Here is a 26,776-nt window from a genome sequence, read left to right on the forward strand (position 1 = left end):
CGGGCGGGTTCGCGAGGCCGCGCGTTCAGCCGCGCAGAGCGCCCAGCGGGTGTTCGTTCGCCGGCCACGGGCTGTCGAACATCTGCTCAACATCGGCCCGGTTGACGTCCTCGATGCGCGCGAAACGCCAGCGCGGCGCGTTGTCCTTATCGATGATGCGTGCGCGAATGCCTTCCACCGTATCGCCGCGCAGAAAGCTCGAGCGCGTCAGATCGAGATCAGTGCGCAGCACGTCGGCCATCGACCCTTCCGCGCGCGTGACCACTTCGAGCGAGACCGCCATCGACAGCGGCGAGCGCTCGCGCAGCACCGCGATCGTCTGCTCGGCCCACTCCGCCGCGTCGCCACCGCGCTCGCGTTCCTGTTCGAGCGACTTGAGTATCCGCGCGACGTCGGGCAGCGCGAAATGCCGGTCGATCAACGTTCGCGCCTTCGCGAGCGCGCTCTCCTCGGGCCGCGGCGCGACCTGATACGCGAGCGTCTCGCGCTCGACGCACGCAACCACATCAGCACCGCGTTCGAACGGTTCGCGGCTCAACGTATCGACGAGCGCGGGCAACGCCGCGTCGTCGATGTAGGCATCGGCGAGGCCCGCGTACAGCGCGTCGGCCGCGCCAATCGTCTCGCCGGTCACCGCCAGATAACGGCCGATCGCGCCGGGCGTGCGCGCGAGAAACCAGCTCGCGCCGACATCCGGAAAGAGGCCGATACGGGTTTCGGGCATCGCCATCTTCGTCGATTGCGTGACGACGCGCAGGCCGCCGGTGCGATGTGCGCCCTGCGAAATGCCCATGCCGCCGCCCATCACGATGCCGTTCATCAACGCGATATACGGCTTCGGATACACGAAGATCGCGTGATTGAGCCGGTATTCCTCGCTGAAGAACGTATCGCGCGCCTCCTGGTCGCCGGTTTGCGCCGCTTCGTACATGAAGCGGATGTCGCCGCCCGCGCAGAACGCGCGCTCGTGCCGGCTGCGCACGACGACGGCCAGCACCTCGGGGTCCTCGCGCCACTGGTCGAGCGCCGCGTGGATCGCGCGGATCATGCCGGTCGACAGCGCGTTCAGCGCTTTCGGCCGCTCCAGATTGATGAGACCGATGCGGTTGGCTACGTGGGTCGCGATTTCGTCGCTAGTGGCGGGCGAGGCGGACGTGGACATGGAGAACTGGGCGCGGCGGCGCGGCATGAGGTGGAACGGAACGTTATCACGGGCCTGCCGCTTTGCGTTTGGTGGGGAGCTCGGGGGCCGGGTGCGTGGAGCCGGCCGACTTGGCGTGGCGCCGTGCGACGGTTTTCTTGCCGCGGACTGCGGCGCTGTTCGATGCGCCCGCCGCCACGGCCTGCGGCACACCGAGCCATGCGTCGAGCGTTACGCCGACGAGCGTCTCGAGCGGCACGCTCGGAAACACCGGGCACGTAAGATTCAGCGCGACGATGCCATGCAGACTCGCCCACAACGCCTCGGCCCAGACGGCCGGCTCCATCGATGCGACCGACGCCGACAGACGCCCCGCTGCTCGCAACTCGTCGAGCGCGTCGATCATGATGTGCAGCGCGGCCTCGTCGGGGTCGTCGTCGGCAACGCCGCCAGCGGCGTTGCCCAGGGAGGCGGTTGAACCAGCGGTCCCGGCGTTCGCGCTCGTGTCGCCCGTGTTGCCGTCGTGTCTGCCAGTGCCAACCCCGCCACTGAGCGCCGCGCCGGTATAGCTCGGGTCCTCCATGAAAATCAGCCGGTACGTTTCAGGATGCTCGACGCCAAATGCGACGTACGCGCGCCCGAGCGCCTTCAGCCGTTCGGCGGGGTCCGCGATCTGCACGAGCGGCACGAAGGTCGCGAGCAACTGCGCGTAGCCTTCGGCGCACAAGGCCCGCGCGATGTCGTCGCGACTCGCGAAATGCAGATACAACGTGGCGGGCGAATATTCGATCGCGTCAGCGATCTTGCGCATCGACAGCGCGGCAAAGCCCTCGCCCACGACGATGCGCCGCGCGGCATCGAGGATGCGTTCGCGCAGTGCCTGCTTCTGACGGTTTTTTCGTTCGGCGATTCCCATGACTCGCAATTTTCAGATTGACAAACTGAAAAGTCAATTTAAACTGAACATCGTTTACTGAACAATGTTCAGTAAATTTTCATCTGTCAAATCGAGTAGCTACGAGCGCGCGACGATGTCGCGCCGCCATCTGAGGGAGTCGTCATGCAAGCCACGGGAAAGGTCGGTTTATTCGGTGCAGCGGGCGCTGCGGGTCAAAGCATCGCGACGGCGCTTGGCGCGGCGGGCCGCGATTATCGGGTGGTCGGCCGCTCGCGCGAGGTATTGCAACGGACTTTCGGTGACGACCCGCACGCGGAGATCGTCACCTGGAACCCCGACGACCCCGCCTCGATCCGCGCCGCGGCCGCCGGTCTGCAGACCGTGATCTACCTCGTCGGCGTGCCCTACGACCAGTTCGCGCAGCACCCGCCGTTGATGGAGAGAACGCTGGCTGGCGTGACGGCCGCCGGTGTCGAGCGCTTCATTCTGATCGGCACCGTGTATCCGTATGGCCGCGCGCGCGGCAACCCGGTCCGAGAAGATCATCCGCGCGAGCCGCACACGTTCAAGGGCCGCATGCGGCTTGAACAGGAAAAGCTCGTGCTGGCTGCGCATGGCCAGAAAGGTCTCGAAACGCTGGTATTGCGACTGCCCGATTTCTACGGACCGGGGGTCGAGCGCAGCCTGTTGCACGGTGTCTTCGTTGGCGCCGCTACCGGCAAGCGCGCGCAGGTGCTCGGTCCCGTCGACGTACCGCACGAATTCATCTATCTGCCGGATGTCGGTCCCGTGGTCGAACGACTCACGCGCACGCCCGAAGCCTACGGTCGCTGGTGGCATCTCGCGGGCGCCGGCACGATCACGCAGCGCGAGGTGGCTCGCGAGGCCTACGCGCTCGCGGGCTCCGGGCCGAAGCTGATGGTGGCCGGCAAGGGCATGCTGCGCGTGCTCGGGCTATTCAATCCGCTGATGCGCGAGTTGGTCGAGATGAACTATCTGATGACCGAGCCGGTCGTGCTCGATGATTCGGCGCTGGCGACGTTGGTCGGGCCGCTCAGGAAGACGTCGTATCAGGAAGGGATCAGGCGGTGCTTCGAAGCGGCGCGCGAGGTAGTGCCGGCACGCGACATGAATTAGCGGCAAGGCGTTGGCGATGCGAAGGTGAAGTGAAAACCGCAGAGATGGACCTGCACCCGGCCTCTGGCGCCGACGGTCCGTAGGCAGGTCCGCTTAGCCTGCCATCTGCCCCGGCGGAAAGTGGCCACTCTTGAGCAGCACGGGTGTGCCGTTACTGATCTGCAGATGCTCACGCGCAACGGCCTCGATGCGCGGCCGGCCCGCATCGAACGCGCGCAGCCAGCCGTCGAGGTCCTCGCTGTAAGCGCCGAAATGATCCTCGAGCGCTTCCACCGAGATCGCGCACGGCACCGGCTCACCGTCCACCAGCGCGGAAAACACGACGGTCAGGTTGGAGTCGCGGTAAGCAGGCGCGTCTTCGGGAAAACGGATTTTCATGGTCGCCTCGTCAGAAGTTGGCGGCGGGAACGTAGCTTGCGCGGAAGGCCCTGCGCGCCGCCGATCCTCGCAAGTCCCGCTATGGTACTCGCGCTGCCGGATCACGGTCCAGCGCGCGCGGGGGCCTGATTCAGGGCATCGCGCGCTGCCTTGGCGAGCCCATCGGCGGGCCCTTTGCACGGAAATCGCCGACGCGCTCACGGCCCATCCAGCAATCGGTCGACATACTCGCGGGCCGCCCGTTCGACGAACGCGAGCGCCTCTTCTTCACTGTCGAAGCGTTGCCGGTCGCCGAGCTCGAGCAGCGTTTCCATCCGGTGCGGATCGTCCGGGCCGAGCTCGGCGAGGCTGACTGTGCCGACGTAAGTACCGTCCGCTTTGGTGTGCGCGTCGCTCGACGGGCCCGACGTGCTGCCCCCTGGCACGAAGCGCGCGGCGGCGCTGATGTAATAGCCGCGATAAGGGCCACTGACCCGTTCAGCCATCTTCGTCCTCCTGTTGCGGTTGCAGAGCTGGCGCCAGTCGCAACGGCGCCGCCCTGATGCTTCAGCATGCGGCGCGCCGCTGCACTGGGTGTGTGCGGGCGGCCCGTCCCATAACGATAAGGCGCGTTGCAGCGCGATAAGTTCTGCTCGCGAGACGCGCCCCCCGCGCCGCGCCAAAAGAGCCGCGCCGCACTTCAGCCGCGCGCGCTGGTCGAACGGTCCATACCGGCATGCTCCATGCTGTCGCACGGTACCTGTTACGACGCCATTTCGAGGCCAGCGAGCGCAATATGGGAAAATATTTTCTGCAGGATCATGAACTGCCCGAGCCGGATGCGGCGAACCGCTGGTTCGAGTACGCCGAAAGTCACGGCATCGACATCCCGAAAGCGATCGGCATCTGGGAAGACGCAGCCACTGAAGAAGGCGCGGAAGCCCGGCGGCTCCTCAACGCGGCGGGCATCACGGTCGAAATGACCTGAGCCGTGGCGCACGCCCTCGCGCTCCACAGCGGCCGACCCCACCCGGCAGACACCCTCTATCTGAATGAAAGGACACAACACGATGCAATTCACGACGCAACCGCGACGCGCCGGCCGATTCCACCGCCTCCGATCCAGCGCCGCGCTTGCCCTCGTGCGTCGCGCGTCGCTGTCGGCCGCCTTGCCCGCCGCGCTGCTGCTCGCCGCGGGACTGGGCGGCTGCGCGTCGTCGAACACGACCACGCTGATCAATCTGCCGAACGGCCAGACCGGCTTCGCGGTCAACTGCAGCGGCGCCGACGCCGGCTCGAGTTGGGCCTCGTGCTACGTGCAAGCGGGTAAGGCCTGCGGCGCGACCGGCTACGACATCGTGTCGAAGGATAACGACGAAGGCGGAACCGCCGGCGGCAGCGTCACGAACGTGGCGTCGGCGAACGTGAAGGGCCGCTCGATGATCGTGCGCTGCAAGTAAGCCGATTTACGTGCCTGGCGGCAATCGCGGCGGCGGGCGCGGGCGCTCAATGCGCCTGCATCTTCGTGAAGAGATTCAACACCGCGACGCCAGCGACGATCAATCCCAGCCCGATGATCGCCGGCACGTCGGGTACCTGCCGGTACAGCACTAGCGCGACCAGCGTGATCAGCACGATGCCCGCGCCGGACCAGATCGCGTAGACGATGCCGACTGGAATGCTTCGGAGCGTCAACGACAGGCAATAGAACGCGATGCCGTAGCCGAGCACGACGACCATCGACGGCAGCAGCCGTGAAAAGCCGTCCGAGGCCCGCATCGCGGAAGTCGCGATCACTTCGGCGACGATCGCGATCGCGAGCAGCGCATACGGGGGTACGCGCATCGCGTCAGTTTTTCGCGAGCGCGAGCTTGCCGTAGTCGTGACCGAGATGCGCGCACAGCGCTTCGACCACGAGTTCATGATCGGCGCGCTGCGGCAGACCGGACACCGTGATCGAACCGATCACGCCCGCCCCTTCCACCACCAGCGGAAACGCGCCGCCGTGCGATGCGTACTCGGTGGCCGGCAGTCCGTGCTTGTCGGCGAGCGTCGCGCCCGCGAGCTGCATTTTCAGACCGATCGCGTACGAGCTACGGCGAAATTGCGCGACGGTGTTGCCCTTGCGGCGCGCCCAGTCGACGTTGTCGGGCGTCGCGCCGTCGAGCAGGCTGAAGAACAGCGGCTGGCCGAACGTGCGCACGTCGATCGCAGCGGCAATGCCGCGCGCTTTCGCGACTTCGTGCAGATACGCGCCGACTTGCCACGCGCGGTCGGCATCGAAGCGGGGAAACACGAGGGTCTTTTCCTGAATGGCGATGACCTGCAGGTCGTGAGCGATATCCATGGGGTTCAGAACGGGTCGGGGCATCAGAGTCAAAGGGGCCGCCGCCGTGAAGATCCGGCGAGCCGCGTGGAGAATCTGAATTCTAGCGCAGCGTCCGCGCACGGATTTCCAGAGCCTTTCCGATAGGCGATGTCGCGCGGGCAGAGCGAAGCGCAATGAAGCCAATTCTTACATGGCTATTGCGCTGGCCGTCTGGCTGGTCTATAATCTTTTCTTCGACGGACGCGGGGTGGAGCAGTCTGGCAGCTCGTCGGGCTCATAACCCGAAGGTCGTAGGTTCAAATCCTACCCCCGCAACCAACCGAAATCATTGAAGGGTTACAACGCATTGGCGTGTAACCCTTTTTTGTTTTTGTGGCCTTGCTCTGGCGATCCCCTTGACCGCCCCACCCTCAGGCGAAAAAAAAGCGCGTCAACTGAATGACGCGCCAAGCTACGAGGCAATGTACAAGAGAGAAAAGATGACTGCGGTGGACGCGGTGGCCTCCATCGCAACCATCAGGACCGATGCTATCAGCGCATCCAAAAATCGACTGTCAATCAATGTCAGACACGACGGCGCTCGCCGCCTTGGACGTCGTCTCGCGCAGCCCCTGTCGGCGCCTCAGTAATCCCTCGCCCCGGTGATAAACTCCTATCACCCTTTCTCGTCCCCTTTCCAATGAAATTCTGTTCTGTCTGCGGCCACGGCGTCAGTCTGAGCATTCCGCCGGGCGACAATCGCGAGCGCTTCGTATGCGGCAGTTGCGGCACCGTGCATTATCAGAATCCGCGTAACGTGGTCGGCACCGTTCCCGTGTGGGACGACAAGGTGCTGCTGTGCCGTCGCGCGATCGAGCCGCGCTACGGTTACTGGACACTGCCCGCCGGCTTCATGGAAATGGGAGAAACGACGGCCGAAGCCGCCTCGCGCGAAACGCTCGAGGAAGCCGGCGCCCGCGTCGAGGTGCAGAACCTGTTTTCGCTGCTGAATGTGCCGCACGTGCATCAGGTGCATCTGTTCTACATGGCGCGGCTGCTCGATCTCGACGTCGTCGCCGGCGAGGAAAGCCTCGAAGTGAAGCTGTTCGAGGAGCACGAGATTCCGTGGGACGAGATCGCGTTTCCGACCGTCGGCCAGACGCTGCGCTTTTTTTTCGCCGACCGCGCGGCCGGCAGTTTCGGCCTGCATACCGGCGACATCTTCCGCTCCCTGCGCGAAGGCTGAGCGGCGCGCATGGTTCCCTGGCTCGGAGCTGACGACCCGTTTCCGCCCGTCGAGCGCGCGCTCGGCGCCGCGAGCGGCGCGCCCGGTCTGCTGGCGGCAAGCGGCGATCTGCTGCCGTCGCGCCTCATCGACGCGTATCGGCGCGGGATCTTCCCGTGGTATTCGGACGGCCAGCCGGTGTTGTGGTGGAGCCCCGATCCGCGCATGATCCTGCGCCCCGCCGAGTTCAAGGTGTCGCCATCGCTGCGCAAGACGCTCAAGCGCGTGTTGCGCGACGACGCGTGGGAAATCCGCGTCGATCACGATTTCGCCGCCGTGATGCGCGCCTGCGCGCAGGCGCCGCGCCACGGTCAGCGCGGCACGTGGATCACCGCCGACGTCGTCGAAGCCTATTCGTCGCTGCACCGCCTGGGCGACGCGCACAGCATTGAAACCTGGCTCGAGGGCAAGCGTGTAGCGGGATTGTATGGCGTGTCGCTCGGGCGGATGTTCTTCGGCGAATCGATGTATACCGACGTCACCGACGGCTCGAAAATGGCGCTGGCCGCGCTGGTCGGCCACTTGCGACGTCACGAAATAGAAATGATAGACTGCCAGCAGAACACGTCGCATCTGGCGTCGCTCGGCGGCCGCGAGATAGCGCGCAAGGCGTTTGTCGCGCATGTTCGCGCGTCTGTCGGCGCGCCGGCCATCCCGTGGCGCTTCGACAAGACCGCCGTGCTCGACATCCTCGCGCGGGCGGCGTAGGAACAATCAGGCCGAATCCGGTCCGCCGCCCATCGAATAGCGGCATCAACCGCCGGGCGTGCCGGGTTTGCATTACCAGAGACGCTTCGAGAGCTGCCAACGTGACTCATCCCAACGAGCTGCCTCTTTCTCCGCTTTCCGCGCTGCAATTTTATGCAACGGCGCCCTATCCCTGCAGTTACCTCGACGGCCGCATTGCGCGCTCGCAGGTCGCCACACCCAGTCACCTGATCAATTCGGACGTCTACACCGACCTCGTCAAGGCGGGCTTCCGGCGCTCGGGCGTGTTCACGTATCGCCCGTATTGCGACGGCTGCCGCGCGTGCGTGCCGGTGCGCGTGCCGGTCGAGCGTTTTCAGCCGAACCGCACGCAGCGGCGTGTATGGAGAAAGCACGGCGACCTGATCGCGACCGTCGCGCCGCTGCACTACGACGAGGAGCATTACGCGCTGTATATGCGCTACCAGTCGGCGCGCCACGCGGGCGGCGGCATGGATCGCGACAGCCGCGACCAGTACGAGCAGTTCCTGCTGCAAAGCCGGATCAACTCGCGGCTCGTCGAGTTTCGTGAGCCAGCGCCGCTGCAGCCCGATGGGCGACCTGACGGGCGACCTGACGCGCGGGGCGCACTGCGCATGATCAGCATGATCGATATCCTCGGCGACGGGTTGTCGTCGGTGTACACGTTCTTCGAGCCGAGCCTGCCGCACGCGAGCTTCGGCACCTACAACATCTTCTGGCAGATCGAGCAGGCGCGCAGTCTGAACCTGCCGTACGTGTATCTCGGCTACTGGATTCGCGAAAGCCCGAAAATGGCGTACAAGGCGAATTTCCGGCCGCTCGAAGGCTTGATCGACGGCGCGTGGCGCGTGCTCGATCCGGCCAGCATCGACCTGCCGCCGGTCGATTTCGCGATGCATGGACGACGCGGGCCGCTCAGGCCGTAGTCGAGGCGCCGTCCGTCGAGTCGTTGCCGGATCCTGCTCGTCGCCGGCAACGCCCCACCAGTCTCATCAAAGCCCAAAGCCGGTAAAATGGCGGGTTCCCATTTTCCGGCCGTCCGGCTTCATCCCGTGCTCAGCTCCCTTTATCCGCTCGTTCGCGCCCAACTCTTTCGCATGGACGCGGAAGACGCTCACCATCTGACTTTGCGCATGCTCGGCGCCGCAGGTCGCACCGGCCTCGCCGGCGCGCTCGCGGCGCGCGTGCCGGATTCGCCGCGCACCGTGATGGGCCTGACGTTCCGAAACCCGGTCGGACTCGCGGCGGGCCTCGACAAAGACGGCGCGTGCATCGACGGTCTCGCGGCGCTCGGCTTCGGCTTCATCGAAGTGGGCACCGTGACGCCGCGCGCGCAGCCGGGCAATCCGCGTCCGCGCATGTTCCGGCTGCCGCAGGCGAACGCGGTGATCAACCGGATGGGCTTCAACAACGCCGGCGTCGACCAGTTCGTGAAGAACGTCCAGGCCGCGCGCTATCGCGGCATCCTCGGTCTTAACATCGGCAAGAACGCCGACACGCCGATCGAGCGCGCCGCTGAAGACTATCTGTACTGCCTCGAGCGCGTGTACCCGTTCGCGAGCTACGTGACGGTCAACATCTCGTCGCCGAATACGAAGAACCTGCGCCAGCTGCAGGGCGCCGACGAACTCGACGCGCTGCTCGCCGCGCTGAAGGACAAGCAGCAAAGACTCGCCGACATGCACGGCAAGCTCGTGCCGCTCGCACTGAAGATCGCGCCCGACCTCGACGACGAGCAGGTCAAGTCGATCGCCGACACCTTGCTGCGCCACAAATTCGAAGGCGTCATCGCGACCAACACTACGCTGTCGCGCACCGCCGTCGCCGGCATGCAGCATGCTGACGAAGCCGGCGGCCTGTCGGGCAAGCCGGTGTTCGACGCGTCGAACGAGGTGATCCGCAAGCTGCGCGCCGAAGTCGGCGAGGCGGTGCCGATCATCGGCGTCGGCGGTATTTTCTCGGGCGACGATGCGCGCGCGAAGCTCGCGGCCGGCGCGTCGCTGGTGCAGCTTTATACTGGTTTCATCTACCGAGGTCCGGCGCTCGTCGCCGAATGCGCGCAGGCGTTGCGCTAGGCATCCGCGCCGCCGCATATAGACATAAACAAACGGTATTTAGGTTGCGATAGGCTCGTTTGCTATGCTCTCGACCGTCAAAACATCAGACGTACAAAGGAACACGATGAAATTCGGCCTGTTGAAGAAGCTCCTCGCCACCGCGCTGATCGGCGCGTCGCTGAGCGCCGTTACCGCGCACGCGGAAGACCTGCTCGACCAGGTCAAGCAGCGCGGCACGCTGCGCATCGGTCTCGAAGGCACCTTCCCGCCGTTCAACTCGAAAGCGCCGTCGGGCGAGCTGGTCGGCTATGACGTCGACATTGCCAAGGCGGTCGCGGCCAGGCTCGGCGTGAAGCCCGAGTTCGTCACGACCGAGTGGAGCGGCATCATCGCCGGTCTGCAGGCGGGCAAGTTCGATGTGATCGTCAACCAGGTCGGCATCACCGACGCGCGCAAGCAGACGCTCGATTTCTCGCCGGCGTACACGTACTCGGCGGCGCAACTGATCCAGCGCAAGAACGACACGCGCCAGTTCACCTCGCTCGAAGACCTGAAGGGCAAGAAGCTCGGCGTCGGTCTCGGCACGAACTATATGGACATGGCGAAGGCAGTGCCGGGCATCGACGTGAAGACCTACCCGGGCGCACCCGAATACCTGCGTGATCTGGCCGCCGGCCGGCTCGACGCGGCGTTGAACGACCGTCTGATGCTCGCGTACCTGCTGAAGAACTCGAACCTGCCGCTGCGCACCGGCGCGAACGTCGGCCCGGGCAACCCGTCGGGCATTCCGTTCAGAAAGGGCAACCCGAAGTTCGCGCAGGCGATCGACGACGCAATGACCCAGCTCGAAGCGGACGGCACCTTCACGAAGATCTCGGACAAGTGGTTCGGCATCGACGTCAGCAAGCCGATCAAGTAACACGCGTGGAGTCGAACGAAGGGCGGCATCGATCACGATGCCGCCCTTCGCGCTTTTGCGGCCCACGCGAGCTGCGGGAGCCGAGCCGCGCGTCGCGTATACCCCAAGCCGCATCGCGCGACCCGCGCCTGAACGCGCGCCAAAGTTTATGATGTGCGCTTTGTGCGTCAATAAGAACAATGCCCATGTCCATCACATCCCTGCTGCTCCAATCGCTGCCGGTGCTCGCACAAGGCGCGCTGCTGACGATCAAGTTCGCGATCCTGTCGATGATCTTCGGCCTGATCGGCGGCGCCATGCTCGCGCTGATGGGCATCAGCCACAGCCGTCCGCTGAACTGGATCGCGCGCGTCTATGTGAGCGTGATGCGCGGCACGCCGCTGCTCGTGCAGATCTTCGTGATTTATTACGGTCTGCCGAGCTTCGGCATTTCGCTCGATCCGACGCCGGCCGGCGTGATCGCGCTGTCGGCGAACGTCGCCGCGTATCTGTCCGAGAGCATGCGCGGCGCGATTCTGGGCATCCACCAAGGCCAGTGGCTCGCCTCGTACAGCCTCGGGCTGTCGCGGCGTCAGACGCTGCGCTACGTGATCGCGCCGCAGGCGCTGCGCATCGCGGTGCCGAGTCTGTCGAACAGCCTGATCAGCCTGATCAAGGACACCTCGCTCGTGTCCGTCATCACGGTGACCGAATTGCTGCGCAGCGCGCAGGAAATCATCGCGTCGACCTACCAGCCGCTGCCGCTTTATCTTGCGGCCGCGGCCGTGTACTGGGTGCTGTGTCAGGTGCTCGAGTGGGCGCAGCGCTGGTACGAGCGGCGGCTGTCGCTGCCGACGCGGCACTGAGCGCCGCCCGCTCCTTTTCGTTGCCCCCAGCGGCTCATTCCCCAGCGAACTTGAGCCCCAACGCCGCGCGCGCCGCGTCGGCCATCGCGATCATCTGTCGCGACGTGTCGTGCGGCATCAGCGGACTCTCCAGCACACCCGCGCGGATCAGCTCGCAAAAGTGCGCGGTCTCGTAGTTCAAGCCGCCGCCTTCGAACGGTTCGTCGAGTTCGACGACGCGGCCATCCGCGTAACGGATCGTCGCGCGCGACGGGTTCCACCACGGCTCGTGCAGCGTCACGTGACCGCCTTGGGCCATCAGCAGCGCATCGCCCTTGCCATGCAGATCGAGCCCGCAGAATAGCTGCGCGATACCACCGCGCTCGTGCTGGCTGTTCAGACTCGCGAACGTATCGACGCCGGTCGCGCCAAGCCGGCCGAAGGTCTGCACGTCGCGTGGCGCGCCGAGCCAGTCGACCGCGAGAAACATCTCGTAGATGCCGATATCGAGCAGCGCGCCGCCCGCATGCTCGAACGACAGCGACGGATGATCGGCCGGCACGCCCGGCACCGAGCAGCCCGCGCGCACGAGCCCGACCTCGCCGATCGGCTCGGCCGCGAGGTGCTCGCGCAACCTTCTGTAGAGCGGATAGAACGGCGGCTTCATCGCTTCCATGAAGAGCCGTTGCGAAGCGCGCGCGGTGTCGAGCACGCGCTCGAGCTGCGGACGATTGATACACGCGGGTTTCTCGCACAGCACGTGCAGCCCGGCTCGCAACGCGGCGATCGCATAGTCGGCGTGACTGTCCTGCAGCGTCGCGATATAGAGCGCGTCGATACCGCTCGCGAGCAGAGTATCGAAACTGTCGCAGACGGCGCCGCCGAATTCATCGGCGAACGCCTGGGCCGGTTCCACGCGACGCGACCACAGCGCCGCGAGCCGCGTCCGCGGCACGAACGCGAGCCCTTGCGCGAAGCGGCATGCAATCCGGCCGGTGCCGACGATCCCCCAGCGGATCTCGCGCGATGAAGTGGTGTCCTGCGCTGCCCGATCGGTCGGTTGGGTGCTGGCTGCGTGCGGTGCCGCTGTCGTATCTGTCATCGTGTGTGCAAAGGTCCATGCGGTTCGGAACAGCCGCTATTGTCACCGATGCCGCTTGCGAACGCGGCGAACCCGGCCAATCGAACCATGCGGCATCACTGCCGCGCACCGACCTTCGACACCCCACCCCGCCGCTCCCGCGGCCGGACGTTCACAGATACGCTCAGCCCGCGCTCGCAATCACGCTCAAACCCGCGCTGGCGGCTCCGAGGAAAACCGCCCGCCGACCTCCTCGGCCGCGTAATCGATCATCGCGAGCGCAGCGATCTCGGCCTCCTTCGGATCGCGCCGCTCGATCGCTTCGATGACGCGCTGATGCGATGCGATCGCACTCTCCCACAGCCCTTCGCGGTCGTGCACGATCGGATTGAGGGTCGACAGCGCGCCGCGAATGATCGCCGCCATCTGCTTGAAGAACTGGTTGCCGCTCGCGATCACGATGCGCGTATGGAACAGCTCGTCGGCTTCCTGATAGCCGGCCTCGCCCGGACGGATCATGCGAAACGCCTCGAACGCCTCGCGAATCGCCGCGACTTCCGCGGCACTGCCGCGCGCGGCCGCCTGCGCCGACGCGCGCGGTTCGATCAGCATGCGAAACTCGATCACGTCACGCAGAAACATCGGATCGGGCTTTGCGCGAAAACGCCAATTGACGACGTCCTCGTCGATCATGCGCCAGTCGCTCATCGGCCGGATGCGCGTGCCGATCTTCGGCCGCACGTCGAGCATGTCGCGCGCGAGCAGCATCGATAGCGCCTCGCGCATCACGGTGCGGCTCACATCGAATTCCTTCGACAGCACATCCTGCGGCGGCAGAATCGCGCCGTATTTTTCCTCGACGATGCCGCTGACGAGCCCGTCCATGACTTTGCTCACCAACGAGCGATCCTTGTTTGCGTGTTCCATGACATATCCCCGAAGCGGTGTTGACCCCGCGTGGCCTGTTGATTGAAGGGCCCGTACGTATCTGTTATGCCAATAGAATCGTTTTTCGATACGTTGCAAGCTTCGAAACGGATGCGCCAGTGGGACACTTCCTGACAGGGTTATCCCTCTGAAGATTTGTTTCGTTCGTGTAACGCCATCTGTTTCGTCAGGCACAAAGCTCGCTCGTCAAGCGTGCCTGCGTTGCGGGGATTGATTTGTGCGCATTCGCACGTTGGCGTGATGAAATTGTCTGATTTGCACGGACGTGGTCGGACGCCTGCGTGTTCCGGCGAACAAAGATGTCGTGCGAAGCGCAAGCGGCGCAGCTGGGTCCGCGGCGTGCGGACGCCGCATCACGCCGAGTCTTCGTTCGACGCGCTCGCCGCGACCGCCGCGAAGCGCGGCGCGCAAGGCGGCGCGAAGCGGCTCTGCGCCTCGCCCGCGAAATGCCGGCTGTGCGGCTCCTGCGCCTCCGACAGCACGCTGACGCCGAACAGCTCGGTGTCCATCAGCCGTGCAAGCGCACGATGTCGTCTTCGCCGGGATCGCCGCCCGAATGCACCTCGATGATTTCCAGCGGCGTCTTGCCAGCATTTTCGAGCCGATGCCTGACGCCCAGCGGAATCAACGTCGACTGATTCTCCGACAGCAGGAAGCGCTCGTCGCCGTCCTTGCTCGACGCGTCCCATACCGAGTCCCAGGCGCCGAGGTCCGACCAGCCCGCGTCGAGCGGCACCGTCACGCCGACGAGACGCGCGTCGCTGCCCATGCGCTCCATCACCGCATGGTCGACTGCGTCGGACGGACACGCGGCGAACGCGTCGCGCGCAAGATGCAGCGCGCCGGCCTCGTCGATGCTCGCGCCTGCGAATGCGTCCTTGCAGGCCGCCGCGATCAGCGGACGGCACAGGCCGATCGCGTCGAGCCACACCGACGCGCGCACCACGAACATGCCGCTGTTCCACCAGTACTCACCCGACGCGAAGTAGCGCTCGGCCAGCTCGGCATCGGGCTTCTCGACGAAGCGCTCGATCGTCCGCGCGCCCCGGTTTCCCAAGGCCGCGGCGGTGCGGATATAGCTGTAGCCGGTCGCCGCGCGCTGCGGCGGCACGCCGAGCGTGACGATCGCGTCCCGCGAAGCATGCGCGAGCGCTTCGTTGAGCGCCGCGCCGAACGCCGCTTGATCGGCGATCGGATGATCGGCGGGCAGCGCGACCAGGATCGGATCGTCGCCGGCCGCGGCCGACGCGCGCGCGGCGAGCGCCGCGACGGTCAGCGCCGGAGCGGTGTTGCGCGCCATCGGTTCGAGCAGTATGCGCACCGGCTTGCGGTACTGCTCGACGCGCTCGAGCGTCGGCAGCCGCAGTTCCTCGCAGCAGACCACCAGCGGCGCGGCGGGCGGCGTGGTGCGGGCCGCGTCGGGCGCGGCCGGGACGAACGCGTCGTCGAGCCGGCGCAGCGTCGCTTCGAGCAGCGACTGGTCGCCCATCAGCCCGATCCGCTGCTTCGGATTGCGTTCGCGCGACAGCGGCCACAGCCTCGCACCGGAGCCGCTCGCTAGAATCACCGGTTGCACGGTCAGTTCGCGCAGCGCGGCGGCGGTCCCAGCCTGCGGCGCGGGCGGATTACCTGGTTCTACCATTCGATTCATTTGCGATCCTGTCGAATCCAGATCCTGTTCACGGGCCGACATGACGCCAGCAAGTGCCTCGTGGTCGCACGCGCGTTCAGTCGTATGCGCGCGACACACACGGCGGCCTGGGCGGCCCTGTCTGTCCGCGTGCTCCCTATGCTTCTCCGAACGGACGCAACGCCCCCGCGGCGCGATGTTCATCGTGCCTGTGCAGCTCGCCGTCGAGCGCCGCGCTGTCGGGCTGACGCAGCTTCGTGAAGCCGCCGCGATAGACGTTCTCGACGTACGACATGATGTTTTCCTGCGCCACCGACGACAGGATCGCGTGATCGGTGTGCTTGCAGAAGGCCACGTGAATGCGCGTGAAGCGCGCGAGCCGCGCGCCGCGCACGCCGAAGTAGCGCTCGAGCTCCTCGACGCCTTCGTCCAGCACACCGAACACCAGGTGCGTGTCGACGCCCCGTGCTTCGAGGTTCGCGAACAGATGCCGCTCGTCACGCGCGCCGAATTCGAGGCCACACAGTTGCTCGATCCGGTCGGCCAGCGTTTCGCCGGTCCGCGCGAGCTGGCGTACCACCAGCTCGCGCACGAGGCCCCAGCCGCCCGTCTCGCCCTTGAGCACGCGCAGCCATTTGCCCGGCTGCTTCATCGAGCGCATGTAGTTGCGCGTCGAGCCGAACGCGGACACCGGGATCATCGGCTTGCCGTGTTCGTCGCAGACGTTATGCCATCTGAACTTCTGCACGTTGACGATCACCGCGCCCACCACTGCCGCTTCGTGCGTCGCCGCATGCAGGCCGGTGTAGGCGCCCGAGCAGATGCCGAGCAGCAGCGCGCCCGCATGACCGCGCGCGGCAAGCCAGCGCGACGCGTACGCGGCGTCGCCGGCACTCGACTGAGAGTACAGCGCGTCGAGGCTCAACGTGTCGCACGACGGCATGCTGTCGCCGACACCACGGACGTCGATGCGCAGCGACGCGATCCCCTGGCGTGCGAGACGCCGCGCGAAATGTACGCCGAAACGCCCATTGCCGATCCGCGACACCGCGCCGGTATTGAGCAGCAGCACCGCCGGCGCGCGCGCCGCCGCGGCGCCGTCGGGCCGGCAGTAGATGCCGAACACCTTGCCCTCGTTCAGCCACACCGGCGTCTCGTGCAGCCTCGGCGCGACATAGTGGCCGCCCGCCGGCTCTTCGCCTCGCTCAGGCACGCGCACCACCGTTTGGGCCGTTTGCGCGTTCCCCGCCAGCAGCCAGTTCTCGATGGTCTCGAACGCGGCGTGCGGTATTTCGCTTTCGAGCGGTTCCATCATGAAGCGGCTGTATTCGTCGAACGGGTGCCGCTCGAGCTCGACACCATGTTCGCTGTAATGCGCGGCGAGCGCACCGGCGCGAGCCGGGTTCAGTGAATCGAGCAGCAGCACACGCGCGGCCGGCCGGCTCGTCGCGCGATACAGATCCGCCGCGAGCAGGCTTTGCAGCGTGTCGCGATACATGCGAAAGCCATACGCTTCGACGAACTCGTCGGTATCGGGCTCGACCACGCAATCCATCGCGGCCGGATCGTTCAACCACTGCCGGTAATGCGCGCGCAATTCGCGCTGGTAAGTCTTGCCCGACAGCACCGGCGACATCAGCACGAGACCGTGCACATCCCCAAGTTCCTGCGCGGCAAGCGCGGCCAGCATGCCGCCGAGACGCAGACCGCACACGCTGACACGCTCGACGCCGGTCGCCTCGCGCAGTTGCGCGACCGCCTGCTTGACGCTGTCGATCCATGCGCGCCACAGGCCGGCGTCGGTCGGGTCGCCGGCTGAATCGCCGGTCGCCGGGTAGTCGAAGCGCAGCACCGGCATGCCGCGCGCGGCGAGGCGCTCGGCGAGCCGGCGCATGCCGCGATACGTGCACAGCGTGTCGTAGCCAAACGGGGAACACATCACAACGCCATCCGGGCCGTTGGCTGGATGCAACCAGCCGAATTTGCCGTCGAAGACGATGGGTCTCACGGTCCGCTCCTTACGATTTCTTCCTTTCAAGTGATTACAACAAAGGTGCTCTCGCGCATATGTGCGTCGCGCCACATTGGTTTGGGATCCGAATCGCGCTGCGCTGGCGTGTGTCGATGAGCGTGCTGTGCAGTGCAGCATGCCCCGCGCATGGACCGACGCGCGGCGGATCGCGTCGCTCATGCGCTGTAGTCGATGCCGGCGGCTGCGTGCAGCGTGCCGCGAGCAATACGTGGTGGAGACGGCGCGGGCGCGCCCGGGCATGCTCCGCAATGCGGTGCGCGCGGCCGGCTCGGGCCAACCACCGCGCTACCCTATGACCTTTGCCATTTAACCCCCGCCCGATCGCGGCTATCTGTACGGCCACCCACACAGTCACGCGGCGCCCGGGGGCAAGATGCAAGACCTGCGAAAAGTTGATGCCGCCGCGTGTGTCCGCGCGGCCCTTCTCACCGGCCCGGCAATGGAACATGGAACGAAGCATCGTCAGGAACATCTTCATCAACTTTGCCGGCGCCGTCGCGCCGACCTTCGTTTCCCTCGTGACCGTGCCCACCTACATTCATCTGCTGGGCGCCGAGCGTTACGGGGTGATCAATCTGGTGTGGGCGCTGATCGGCTACTTCAGCGTCCTCGATCTGGGCACCAGTCTGGCGACCGAAAACCAGATCGCCAAAGCTCGCGCGGCCAGCGACGATTCGATCGAACCGATCTTCTGGAGTGCGTGGTTCATGAATCTCGGTACCGGCATCATCGGCGGCGCGCTGATTTATGCCGGAGCCATCGTCTACATCACCTACGGCGTGAAAATCGAGCCGACGTTCCAGCATGAAGTGATGGCGAGCCTGCCGTGGATCGCGCTCGCTGTGCCGATCGCGAACGTGACCTGGGTGTTCGCGGGCGCGATTACCGGCGTCGAGTGCTTCACGAGCTACAACATCAACCAGACGCTCGGCACCGCGCTGTTCCAGTTGCTGCCGATCGCGGCGGTCCTCTGCTTTTCGCCGTCACTCGCGATCGCGATTCCAACCGCCGTGATCGCGCGTTTCGTCGGCGGCCTGATGCTGGGCGTGGCCGCCATTCGCGCGCTCGGCATTCGCCGTATGCGGATGCCGCAATGGCGCTTGATGATTGGGCTGTTCCGCAACGGCCGCTGGCTGCTGATGTTTTCCGGCGCCAACATGATCGCGTCGACGCTCGACCGCGTGTTCATCGGCGGACTGCTCGGTGCGCGCTTCGTCACTTACTACGCGACGCCGCAAAACCTGATCAATCGATTGAACCTGCTGCCGCTCGCGATGGTGCGCACCCTGTTTCCGCGACTGTCGGCGGCGTCGCGCGAGGATGCGGATGCGCTCGCGCACAACGCGCTCGCGTTTCTCAATGGAGCATTTACGCCTTGCGTGATCATCGCGCTGTTCGCCCTGAAGCCGTTTTTGCTGCTGTGGCTCGGACCGCAGCTCGCCGCCGCGGCGCCGGTCGCGAGCGTGCTGATCCTCGGCGTGTGGCTGAGCGGCCAGTCGAGCATCCTCGGCAGCCTGTTGCAGGCGCAGACCCATCCCGTGGCAGTGGCGAGCGTCAGCTGGCTTCAGTTGCCGTTCTTTACCGGCGCGTTGTGGTGCGGCATCCACTGGTTCGGCATCATGGGCGCGGCGGTCGTCGTCGTGCTGAAGGTGCTGCTCGATTACTCGGTGTTGCTCGCGTTCTCACGGCTGCATGCATGGACGATCGTGCGCAACATGCTCGCGCATCTCGCGTTTCTGCTCGTCGCGCTCGCGCTCGCGGATTCGATCAGCGCGTTGCTGTTGGCGATCGTCGTCGCGCTCGCGTTGAGCGCGGCGAACTTCGGCATGTCGCTGCGCGGGTCGAGCGAGTTGCGCGACGCGCTTTACAGGCTCTGGCTGCGTTGCGCGCCGTCGTCCGGACGGGCACGAGGCTGAGTCCCGGCGCGCGCAATCAATGACGCCGGTCCACCGCTGGTGCACGGTCGGTGGACCTGGATGCCAAGGCTGAAAACACGTACCCAGCCGACGCGGCATCACAACAGCTCGAACGTATTGACGAACGATGCGCCGTCGCGCTCGCGGCGCCTCAGACCGAAGCGCGCCTGAGCGCCGCGCACCTGACGCGTGAGACCGATGAACGGCATACCGTGTTCGAGGTACGGTCCCTCCGTCTTGCGAAAGCCGAACTGCTCGTAGAACCCGCGCAAGCCAAGCGGTGCGCTCACGCGCGTGGCGCGGCCCGGCCAGCGTTGGGCGACCGCTTCGAGCACACGCTCGATCAGCATCTCGGCGGTGCCGTCGCCGCGCCGCAGCGGACTCGTCAGCACCTTGTCGATCGTCACTTCCGGATCTTCGGAATCGCCGGGCTGCACCCGCGCATAGGCGAGCACCGGCATCGGCCGCGCCATGTCTTCGACCGCGAACACATGCAAGGCCTGCTCGTCGCGACCGTCCGCGTCGAGGCACACATGCGACTGCTCGACGACGAATACCGCACTGCGCGCACGCAGCACGACATACAACTCACGTGCAGATAGCTGATCGAACTCCAGCGTTTTCCAGTTCATCACGCCCCCGGCTGTCAAAATTTTCGGCGGGTCCGGCGATGCCTGCCGTGCGCGACGGCAGGCCGATCCATGACGGTCCCTCATCATCGACTACACGGTAACGTGCGCTAAAGATGTGCTTCCGTGCGCCATCGCACTGACGCTCGGGGTTGACGAATCTTAAATACGAGCCAACGAATCGCAGTCTTGCCACGTGCGCCCGGTAGCGCGGATGGCATCACGCAGGCCCGCCTGCAACACCGCACTGCACCATCGCGAACGCACGCCGCGGTCTTCGCACCGCACGAACCTGCACACGAAAATCAGGTGCCGACGTCATTCGACCTCGGCACCGATCGGCAGACCTTTGACCATAAGGGGAGCACTGCATGAAAACTGCATTGAGACGCATCCTTTCTGAATCCGCACGCCTGGATGTCCCGGTGGAAAGCCTCGCCGACGACGCCGACCTCTATGCTGCCGGACTCTCATCGCTCGCGACCGTGCATCTGATGCTTGCCATGGAAGACGAATTCAACGTCGAAATTCCTGACCGTATGCTGACGCGCCGCCTGTTCTCGAGCATCGACTCGATGGCCGCCGCGATGACGGAGTTGCAGCAGGCCAAGGCGGCGGCATGAGTGCGCCGCTGCTGGGTCAGGCCGCCGCAGCGGCCTGCGGGGCGGCCTCGAACTCGACTACTGACGCCCGGACCGGCGATGGCCAGGGCGCTGCCACCGGGGCGCTGAGCGCGCTCGATACCGGTCCCGAATGGCGTGCTGCAGCGCATCGTTGCGCGGCGATCGCCGCGCAGTACGCGGACGCCGTGGACCACGAGGCGCGCTTTCCGGTCGAGGCGTTCGACGCGCTCAAGGCCGAGCGTTTGCTGTCGGCGATGGTGCCGACCGCTTTCGGCGGCGCGGGCCTGTCGCTTGCCGATATCGGTGCGATCTGCGAAACACTGGCGCAGGGCTGCGCATCGACCGCGATGATCTATGCGATGCATCAGATCCAGGTCGCGTGCATCGACTCTCATCGCGGCGCCTGCGCCTGGCAAGCGAGCCTGCTTGCACAACTGGCCGAGCAGCAATGGCTGCTCGCGTCGGCGACGTCGGAAGAGACGATCGGCGGCAACATGCGCACGAGCGCGTGCTCGGTGGAGCTCGATGGCGCGCGTTTCCGGATCGAAAAGCTCGCACCGACGATCTCGTACGGCGCGCACGCCGACGGCATCCTCGTGACCGCGCGGCGCACCGCCGACGCGGCCGCGTCCGACCAGGTGCTGATCGTCGCGCTGCGCGCCGATACGCAGCTCGAGCGGCGCGGCGGCTGGGACGCGATGGGCATGCGCGGCACCTGCAGCGAGGGCTTCCGGCTGGTCGCGACGGGACTGGCCGAACAGATCCTCGCGACGCCGTTCGCCGACATCGCCGATCAGACCATGCTGCCCGTGTCGCACACGCTGTGGGCGTCGGTATGGACCGGCATCGCCGTCGACGCGGTCAATCGCGCGAAAGCGTTCTTCCGCGCGCAGGCGCGCGCGAAGCCCGGCACGATGCCGCCGGCGGGCCTGCGGCTCGCCGAAGCGGTCGGGCTGCTGCAGATGATGCAGGCGCGTCTATCGGTCGCGCTGGAGGCCGCGCGCGCCGCGCATCAGGCACGCGAGGGCGCGACCCAGGCGGACGCCCCGCTCGCGGCGATGCTCGGTTTCGCGTCGGACATGAACACGCTGAAGACCAGCATTTCGACCACCGCGCTGCAGGTCGTACAGGAAGTGCTGATGATCTGCGGCATGGCGGGCTACAAGAACGGCACGCCCTATAGCGTCGGCCGCCATCTGCGCGACCTGCACTCGGCGCCCTTGATGATCAATAACGACCGTATCGCGCAGAACACCGCGAGTCTGCTGCTCGCGCAACGTCCTGCCGCGCCGGGGAGACCCTGAATGAAGCTGATGACCGATACCGCCGCTATCGCCGCGGCCGCCGCCGCGGACGTGGGGCCTTCGCTCACGCTGCGCGACGAGATGCTGGCCGCCGGCCTGCTGATCGATACTGGTGAAAACGGACTGTATGGCCGCAGCCAGGTTTTCGAGGACGTGATCGACCGGCTGAACCTCGCGATTACGCAGCTGGGTAAAGATCAGCAAGCCGAAGTATTGCGTTTTCCGCCCGCGATGCGCCGCATCGACTTCGAGGATAGCGAATACCTGAAGAGCTTTCCGAATCTCGCGGGCACCATCCATTCGTTTTGCGGCGACGACATGGGCCACCACCGTCTGCTGCGCGCGCTCGACGATGCGATGGCCGACAGCGACGACGACCGCGGCGACGCGTGGCTCGCGCAACAGAAACCGACGCGCGTCGTGCTGACGCCGGCCGCCTGCTATCCGATCTATCCGGTGATGGCGCGGCGCGGCGCGCTGCCCGCCGACGGCCGCACCGTCGACGTGCTGTCGTACTGCTTCCGTCATGAGCCGTCGCTCGATCCGGGCCGCATGCAGATGTTCCGTCAACGGGAATACGTGCGTCTCGGCAGCCCCGAGCAGGTGATGGCGTTCCGGCAGATGTGGATCGAGCGCGGCTCGCTGCTTGTGAAGCTGCTAGGCTTGCCGGTCGAAGTCGATCTCGCGAACGATCCGTTCTTCGGCCGCGGCGGCAAGATCGTCGCCGATAGTCAGCGCGCGCAGGCGCTCAAGTTCGAGTTGCTGATCGCGGTTGCCGATCCGCGCGGCAAGACGGCCTGCCTGTCGTTCAACTATCACATGGACCACTTCGGCGCGATCTGGAAGATCGCCTGCGAAGACGGCGCGACCGCGCATACGGGCTGTGTCGGCTTCGGCATGGAACGCATCACGCTCGCGCTATTCCGTCATCATGGGCTCGACGTCGACGCGTGGCCCGACGACGTGCGCGCGCTGCTGTGGGGCGATACCGAGACCCGCGTCGCGGATGCGCTGCAGGCGGCGCAATCTACGCAAACCGCGACCGTCGCCGGGGAGCGCGCATGAATCCATCGCCGACTTCGGCGCTTGCCGGCGCGCTCGCCAACTCGTCGCTGCCGCGACGCGCAGGCGATCCGCCGACGCATCAGCAGACCCACGCGGTGCCCGGTGCCGGCACGCAGTTGCGCGAGCACGTAGCGCACGCGCTGCATCAGGGCGAACGCGTGTGGCAGGAGACCAACTGCTATGTCGATCTGTGGATCGAGCTGCTGCACGGCTTCGGGCTCGATCCGCGCGCGGCGCTCGCGTTCACGGTCACGCAGGATTTCGAAGGCGATCAGTTCACGTTCTTCAAGTTTCCGCTCGATGATCTCGAACGTCTGTATGGCACCCAGGTGCAGGAGCTCGCGATCTACGACTCGCTCGAAGAACGCGTGCTCGCGCAGACGCTGCGCGGCCACACCGTGCTCGTCGAGGTCGACGGCTACTACCTCCCCGATACGCGCGCGACCTCGTATCGCCGCGAGCATCCGAAGACCACGATCGGCATCGACTTCGTCGACACCGCCGCGCGCCGCCTCGGCTATTTCCACAACACCGGCTACCACCGGCTCGAGGGCGACGACTACGACGGCGTGTTTCGCAAGCTGCCGCATTTCACCGCGCAGCCCGATCTGCTGTTTCCCTACGTCGAGTTCGCCAAGCAGGCGCGGCCCGCGCTCGCAGGCACCGCGCTCGCGGAGGCGTCGGCGGAACTGCTGTGCGCGCATCTGGAACGGCGTCCGTTGACCAATCCGATTTCGCAATGGCGTGCCGCGTTTCCCGCGCATCTCGATACGCTGTTCGAGCGCGACGAGGCGTACTTCCATCTGTACTCGTTCAATCTGATGCGGCAGCTCGGCGCGAACTTCGAGTTCCTGTCGAAGTATCTGCAGTGGCTGTTCGCGCAAGGCTTCGAGATCCCGCCGACGATACCGGCCGCCGCGCAACGCATCGCGTCGGAGTCGATGGTGATGCAGTTCCGGCTCATTCGCGCGATCGCGCGCGGCCGTCGCGATACCTGCGAAGACTGCTTCGACGTGCTTGAAAGCGCTTATGAAAAAACGCTGCCACCGCTGGCCGCCTTGGTGCGCTAATACGGTGATGCGTTGTTGCGCGCACTTCGTGTCGCGCGGTTTTTCCGGGAATTGACCGTGGATGTGTCGACACTCGATCCCCCCGCTGACGAGGGCGATGCTGGCCGTGCGCGCGCGACCGGCGCGATCGCGCAAGCGCATCATGCAGGCACTGCCCGCGCCGCGCCCTCGCTATGGCCGCAACGGCTCGACACCGGCTGGGCCTGTCTGAGCACCCCGCCGCACGCCTATGCGTCGCCGGCCGATCTGCCCGCGCAAGGCTGGCTCGCCGCGCAGGTGCCCGGCACCGTCGCGAGCGCGCGGCTCGCCGCCGGTCTGCTCGATGTCGATCACCCGCCACCGCTCGCATTTGACGATCACTGGTATCGCGTCACGCTGATCGGTACGGGGCGGCGCCGCTTGCGTTTTCATGGACTCGCGACGCTCGCGCAAGTGTGGCTCGACGATGTGAAGCGGCTCGATTCCGCATCGATGTTCATCGCCCATGATCTGGATATCGACCTGGACGGCCGCGCGACGCTCGTGCTGTGCTTTCGCTCACTGACGCCAGCGTTGGCGGCCAAACGCTCGCGTGCGCGCTGGCGGCCGCGGCTCGTGTCGCCGCCGACGCTTCGCAACGTGCGCACCACGCTGCTCGGCCATATGCCCGGCTGGTGTCCGTCGATTCAGACGGTCGGCCCGTGGCGTCCGATCGAAATGCTCGGCGACGCGCCGCACGCATTCGACACGATTGATCTGACCAGCCGGCTCGAGCAAGAGGATGGCGTTGTTTCGTTGACTTTACGTTTCGTACGCCCCCACGACGTCGCGGCCTGCCGCGCGACACTTTCCTGCGGCGACCATGTTTCGTCTTTGCAATGGCACGATGCACATACACTCACCGGCGACGTGCGCGTGCCCCACGCGAAACGCTGGTGGCCGCATACGCATGGAGAGCCCACTTTATATCCTCTGACGTTGCAGCTCGTCGACGGCAACGTGATCTCTCAGTCTCTGGGCTCGATCGGCTTTCGTCGTATCGAAGTGGACCGCGGCGCCGATGCTGCGGGTTTCGTCTTGCGCGTGAACGAAGTGCCCGTATTCTGTCGCGGCGCGTGCTGGACCAGCGCCGATCTCGTCACGCTAGCAGGCACCGAAACGCAATTGCGCCATACGTTCGAGCTCGCGCGCGCCGCCGGCATGAACATGCTGCGCGTCGGCGGCACGATGCTCTATGAGTCCGATCTGTTTTATGCGCTCGCCGACGAGTACGGCCTGTTGATCTGGCAGGACTTCGCGCTGGCGAATTTCGACTACCCGAACGATGCAGCGTTCAGCGCACTGATCGAGCGCGAAGCGAGCCAGTTCCTGAGCCGCACGCGTCGCTTTGCCTCGCTCGCGGTGCTGTGCGGCGGCAGCGAGGTCGACCAGCAGGCGGCGATGTTCGGACTGCCCGCGGCGCAGCGAGCGCAAGCGTTGTTTACCGAGCTGCTGCCCGCGCTCGTCGCGCGCGATCGCGAGGACGTGCCCTATGTCGGCAATTCGCCATCGGGCGGCGCGTGGCCGTTTTCGACTAACGAGGGCGTCACGCACTACTACGGCGTCGGCGCGTATCAGCGCCCGCTCGCCGACGTGCGCCGCGCGCAGGTGCGCTTCGCGGCCGAATGCCTGGCATTCGCCAACGTCCCCGACGAGGCAACGCTGCACGACGCGCTCGGCACGATCCACACGCACGATCCGCGCTGGAAAGCCGCCGTGCCGCGCGATCCTGGCGCAGGCTGGGATTTCGACGACGTGCGCGATCATTATTTGCAGGCGCTTTATGGCGTCGAGCCGGCGCGCTTGCGCTATGAAGATGCGGCGCGTTATCTCGATCTGTCGCGCGCGGTGGTTGCCGAGCTGATCGGCGACGTGTTCGCCGAGTGGCGGCGCGCGGGCTCGTCGTGCGGCGGCGGCCTCGTGTGGCAGTTGCAGGATCTGCGCGCGGGCGCGGGCTGGGGCGTGATCGACGCGACGGGACGGCCGAAAAGCGCGCTGCACGGCTTCGCGCAGACACTGCAGCCGTTGCAGATCACGCTCACCGACGAAGGCCTGAACGGCCTCGATATTCATCTGATCAACGAGCGCGCACAAACGTTTTGCGGCGAACTCGAACTGGTCTGTCTGCGCGACGGCAGCGTGAAGCTCACGTCCGCGCGACGCGCGCTGACGCTTGCCCCGCGCAGCCTGCAACGCATCAGTGCGGCCGCGCATCTGGGCCAGTTCTTCGATTTCACGCATGCGTACCGCTTCGGCCCACGCGCGCACGATGTCACGATTGCAACGCTCTACGATGCCGCAAGTGGCGAGATCGTGTCCGAAGCGTTTCATCTGCCCGAGCGTAGCGTGCACGCGCGTGATGACCTCGGTATGACCGTCGAGGTCGAACGTCGTGGCGACGGCAGCGGCTGGCAGCTTGCGATCGAAACGAAGCGCTTTGCGCGCTTCGTTCATATCGTTGACCCCCGTTATCGCGCGGCGCGCGACTGGTTCCATCTCGCGCCGAACCGGCGCTGTATCGTGCCGCTGCATGCGCTCGAACCGCTGCCGAGCGCCTTCGCGGCGTCGCCGCAAGAACTCGTTGCTCGCGCATCAAACGCGGCCTTTAAAGCGGATGAAACATGCGGGGCACCCCAGGGGGAAGTCCGCGCGATCAATGCGCTATCCGCCATCTTCTACGGCTAGTGGTCATTCCGAACTAGTCGCACGGACGCGAAGCGCCCCAAAGCTCGCTTCGCAGGTCTCGAACTGTCTGCCCGGCTCGCTCACTGTTGGCTCGAACGCGACTGTTGCCTGCTTTGAAAG

At 65.9% G+C, this 26,776-nt stretch carries 27 protein-coding genes and 1 tRNA gene; 16 read left to right on the plus strand and 12 right to left on the minus strand.

All coding sequences use genetic code 11. From position 1 onward, the window contains the following. Positions 1–25: 25 nt before the first annotated feature. Positions 26–1,162: an enoyl-CoA hydratase/isomerase family protein gene (locus HDG33_RS15090; RefSeq protein WP_184029276.1), complete on the minus strand. Its 1,137-nt coding sequence runs from the start codon at positions 1,160–1,162 to the stop codon at positions 26–28. Positions 1,163–1,208: 46 nt separating this feature from the next. Continuing rightward, complete coding sequence (locus tag HDG33_RS15095; protein ID WP_184029279.1) at positions 1,209–2,057, minus strand: TetR/AcrR family transcriptional regulator; 849 nt, start codon at positions 2,055–2,057, stop codon at positions 1,209–1,211. Between the two features lie 144 nt (positions 2,058–2,201). Between HDG33_RS15095 and HDG33_RS15100 the strand changes: the two genes are divergently transcribed. After that, entirely contained in the window at positions 2,202–3,176 is a 975-nt protein-coding gene (locus HDG33_RS15100) for an NAD-dependent epimerase/dehydratase family protein (protein ID WP_184029282.1), read from the plus strand. 93 nt (positions 3,177–3,269) lie between these two features. Here HDG33_RS15100 and HDG33_RS15105 read toward each other — a convergent pair whose 3' ends face one another. Both HDG33_RS15105 and HDG33_RS15110 read right to left on the minus strand, forming a co-directional pair. Then, positions 3,270–3,554: a DUF1488 domain-containing protein gene (locus HDG33_RS15105; protein ID WP_184029285.1), complete on the minus strand. Its 285-nt coding sequence runs from the start codon at positions 3,552–3,554 to the stop codon at positions 3,270–3,272. Between the two features lie 197 nt (positions 3,555–3,751). Next, positions 3,752–4,039 carry a hypothetical protein gene (locus HDG33_RS15110; RefSeq protein WP_184029288.1) on the minus strand — a complete coding sequence of 96 codons (288 nt, stop codon included), beginning with the start codon at positions 4,037–4,039 and terminating at the stop codon, positions 3,752–3,754. Between the two features lie 290 nt (positions 4,040–4,329). Here HDG33_RS15110 and HDG33_RS15115 point away from each other — a divergent pair, with 290 nt between their 5' ends. Both HDG33_RS15115 and HDG33_RS15120 read left to right on the plus strand, forming a co-directional pair. Continuing rightward, entirely contained in the window at positions 4,330–4,521 is a 192-nt protein-coding gene (locus HDG33_RS15115) for a hypothetical protein (protein ID WP_184029291.1), read from the plus strand. 82 nt (positions 4,522–4,603) lie between these two features. Then, the gene (locus HDG33_RS15120) at positions 4,604–4,993 is read left to right on the plus strand and encodes a hypothetical protein (RefSeq protein WP_090805720.1); all 390 of its coding nucleotides are present in this window, start codon (positions 4,604–4,606) and stop codon (positions 4,991–4,993) included. Positions 4,994–5,039: 46 nt separating this feature from the next. On the opposite strand, the gene HDG33_RS15125 is transcribed toward HDG33_RS15120, so the two are convergent. Then, positions 5,040–5,378 carry a multidrug efflux SMR transporter gene (locus HDG33_RS15125; RefSeq protein ID WP_184029294.1) on the minus strand — a complete coding sequence of 113 codons (339 nt, stop codon included), beginning with the start codon at positions 5,376–5,378 and terminating at the stop codon, positions 5,040–5,042. 4 nt (positions 5,379–5,382) lie between these two features. Next, entirely contained in the window at positions 5,383–5,880 is a 498-nt protein-coding gene (locus HDG33_RS15130; protein ID WP_184029296.1) for a heme-degrading domain-containing protein, read from the minus strand. Positions 5,881–6,103: 223 nt separating this feature from the next. Between HDG33_RS15130 and HDG33_RS15135 the strand changes: the two genes are divergently transcribed. The 7 genes from HDG33_RS15135 (at position 6,104) to HDG33_RS15165 (ending at position 11,676) form a co-directional block, all read left to right on the plus strand. After that, positions 6,104–6,180, plus strand: a tRNA-Met gene (locus HDG33_RS15135). A gap of 361 nt (positions 6,181–6,541) precedes the next feature. Next, positions 6,542–7,087 (plus strand): NUDIX hydrolase, encoded by a 546-nt coding sequence (locus tag HDG33_RS15140; RefSeq protein WP_090804352.1) that lies wholly within the window; start codon positions 6,542–6,544, stop codon positions 7,085–7,087. A 9-nt stretch (positions 7,088–7,096) separates the two neighbouring features. Next, positions 7,097–7,834, plus strand: coding sequence for a leucyl/phenylalanyl-tRNA--protein transferase (gene aat / locus HDG33_RS15145; RefSeq protein ID WP_184029299.1), 738 nt, complete (start codon positions 7,097–7,099; stop codon positions 7,832–7,834). Positions 7,835–7,935: 101 nt separating this feature from the next. Further along, positions 7,936–8,781 (plus strand): arginyltransferase, encoded by an 846-nt coding sequence (locus HDG33_RS15150; protein ID WP_184029302.1) that lies wholly within the window; start codon positions 7,936–7,938, stop codon positions 8,779–8,781. An 87-nt stretch (positions 8,782–8,868) separates the two neighbouring features. After that, on the plus strand, positions 8,869–9,930 hold the full coding sequence (locus HDG33_RS15155; protein ID WP_184029305.1) for a quinone-dependent dihydroorotate dehydrogenase: 1,062 nt from the start codon (positions 8,869–8,871) through the stop codon (positions 9,928–9,930). Between the two features lie 106 nt (positions 9,931–10,036). Continuing rightward, positions 10,037–10,831 (plus strand): cystine ABC transporter substrate-binding protein, encoded by a 795-nt coding sequence (locus HDG33_RS15160; protein ID WP_090805719.1) that lies wholly within the window; start codon positions 10,037–10,039, stop codon positions 10,829–10,831. Positions 10,832–11,016: 185 nt separating this feature from the next. Next, entirely contained in the window at positions 11,017–11,676 is a 660-nt protein-coding gene (locus HDG33_RS15165; protein WP_184029308.1) for an amino acid ABC transporter permease, read from the plus strand. Between the two features lie 34 nt (positions 11,677–11,710). On the opposite strand, the gene HDG33_RS15170 is transcribed toward HDG33_RS15165, so the two are convergent. The 5 genes from HDG33_RS15170 to HDG33_RS15190 all read right to left on the minus strand — a co-directional run bounded on the left by HDG33_RS15170 (position 11,711) and on the right by HDG33_RS15190 (position 17,322). Beyond that, positions 11,711–12,757 (minus strand): Gfo/Idh/MocA family protein, encoded by a 1,047-nt coding sequence (locus HDG33_RS15170; RefSeq protein WP_221311418.1) that lies wholly within the window; start codon positions 12,755–12,757, stop codon positions 11,711–11,713. A 186-nt stretch (positions 12,758–12,943) separates the two neighbouring features. Then, positions 12,944–13,663 carry a FadR/GntR family transcriptional regulator gene (locus tag HDG33_RS15175; RefSeq protein ID WP_184029312.1) on the minus strand — a complete coding sequence of 240 codons (720 nt, stop codon included), beginning with the start codon at positions 13,661–13,663 and terminating at the stop codon, positions 12,944–12,946. Positions 13,664–14,037: 374 nt separating this feature from the next. Beyond that, a complete protein-coding gene (locus HDG33_RS15180; protein WP_409259018.1) occupies positions 14,038–14,193 on the minus strand; it encodes a hypothetical protein in 156 nt (51 codons plus the stop codon). Beyond that, the gene (locus HDG33_RS15185) at positions 14,193–15,335 is read right to left on the minus strand and encodes a sugar phosphate nucleotidyltransferase (protein ID WP_184029315.1); all 1,143 of its coding nucleotides are present in this window, start codon (positions 15,333–15,335) and stop codon (positions 14,193–14,195) included. The genes HDG33_RS15180 and HDG33_RS15185 overlap by 1 nt, the downstream gene beginning before the upstream one ends. 136 nt (positions 15,336–15,471) lie before the next feature. Further along, positions 15,472–17,322 (minus strand): alpha/beta fold hydrolase, encoded by a 1,851-nt coding sequence (locus HDG33_RS15190; protein ID WP_184029318.1) that lies wholly within the window; start codon positions 17,320–17,322, stop codon positions 15,472–15,474. Between the two features lie 470 nt (positions 17,323–17,792). Between HDG33_RS15190 and HDG33_RS15195 the strand changes: the two genes are divergently transcribed. Further along, on the plus strand, positions 17,793–19,262 hold the full coding sequence (locus tag HDG33_RS15195; RefSeq protein WP_184029321.1) for an oligosaccharide flippase family protein: 1,470 nt from the start codon (positions 17,793–17,795) through the stop codon (positions 19,260–19,262). 98 nt (positions 19,263–19,360) lie between these two features. Here HDG33_RS15195 and HDG33_RS15200 read toward each other — a convergent pair whose 3' ends face one another. Next, positions 19,361–19,894 (minus strand): GNAT family N-acetyltransferase, encoded by a 534-nt coding sequence (locus HDG33_RS15200; RefSeq protein ID WP_184029325.1) that lies wholly within the window; start codon positions 19,892–19,894, stop codon positions 19,361–19,363. 368 nt (positions 19,895–20,262) lie between these two features. Here HDG33_RS15200 and HDG33_RS15205 point away from each other — a divergent pair, with 368 nt between their 5' ends. From HDG33_RS15205 to HDG33_RS15225, 5 genes are read left to right on the plus strand one after another with little or no spacing between them, the layout of a single operon-like run. Further along, on the plus strand, positions 20,263–20,514 hold the full coding sequence (locus HDG33_RS15205; protein ID WP_013089253.1) for an acyl carrier protein: 252 nt from the start codon (positions 20,263–20,265) through the stop codon (positions 20,512–20,514). Continuing rightward, the gene (locus HDG33_RS15210) at positions 20,511–21,818 is read left to right on the plus strand and encodes an acyl-CoA dehydrogenase family protein (RefSeq protein WP_184029329.1); all 1,308 of its coding nucleotides are present in this window, start codon (positions 20,511–20,513) and stop codon (positions 21,816–21,818) included. The genes HDG33_RS15205 and HDG33_RS15210 overlap by 4 nt, the downstream gene beginning before the upstream one ends. Beyond that, entirely contained in the window at positions 21,819–22,883 is a 1,065-nt protein-coding gene (locus HDG33_RS15215) for an amino acid--[acyl-carrier-protein] ligase (protein WP_184029332.1), read from the plus strand. Further along, positions 22,880–23,953: a DUF1839 family protein gene (locus HDG33_RS15220; protein WP_184029335.1), complete on the plus strand. Its 1,074-nt coding sequence runs from the start codon at positions 22,880–22,882 to the stop codon at positions 23,951–23,953. Before HDG33_RS15215 ends, HDG33_RS15220 begins: the two co-directional genes overlap by 4 nt. Before the next feature lie 15 nt (positions 23,954–23,968). Beyond that, the gene (locus HDG33_RS15225; RefSeq protein ID WP_184029338.1) at positions 23,969–26,656 is read left to right on the plus strand and encodes a glycoside hydrolase family 2 protein; all 2,688 of its coding nucleotides are present in this window, start codon (positions 23,969–23,971) and stop codon (positions 26,654–26,656) included. Positions 26,657–26,776 lie beyond the last annotated feature (120 nt).

It is taken from the genome of Paraburkholderia sp. Cpub6, from assembly GCF_014201065.1.
Taxonomy (GTDB): Bacteria; Pseudomonadota; Gammaproteobacteria; order Burkholderiales; family Burkholderiaceae; genus Paraburkholderia; species Paraburkholderia tuberum.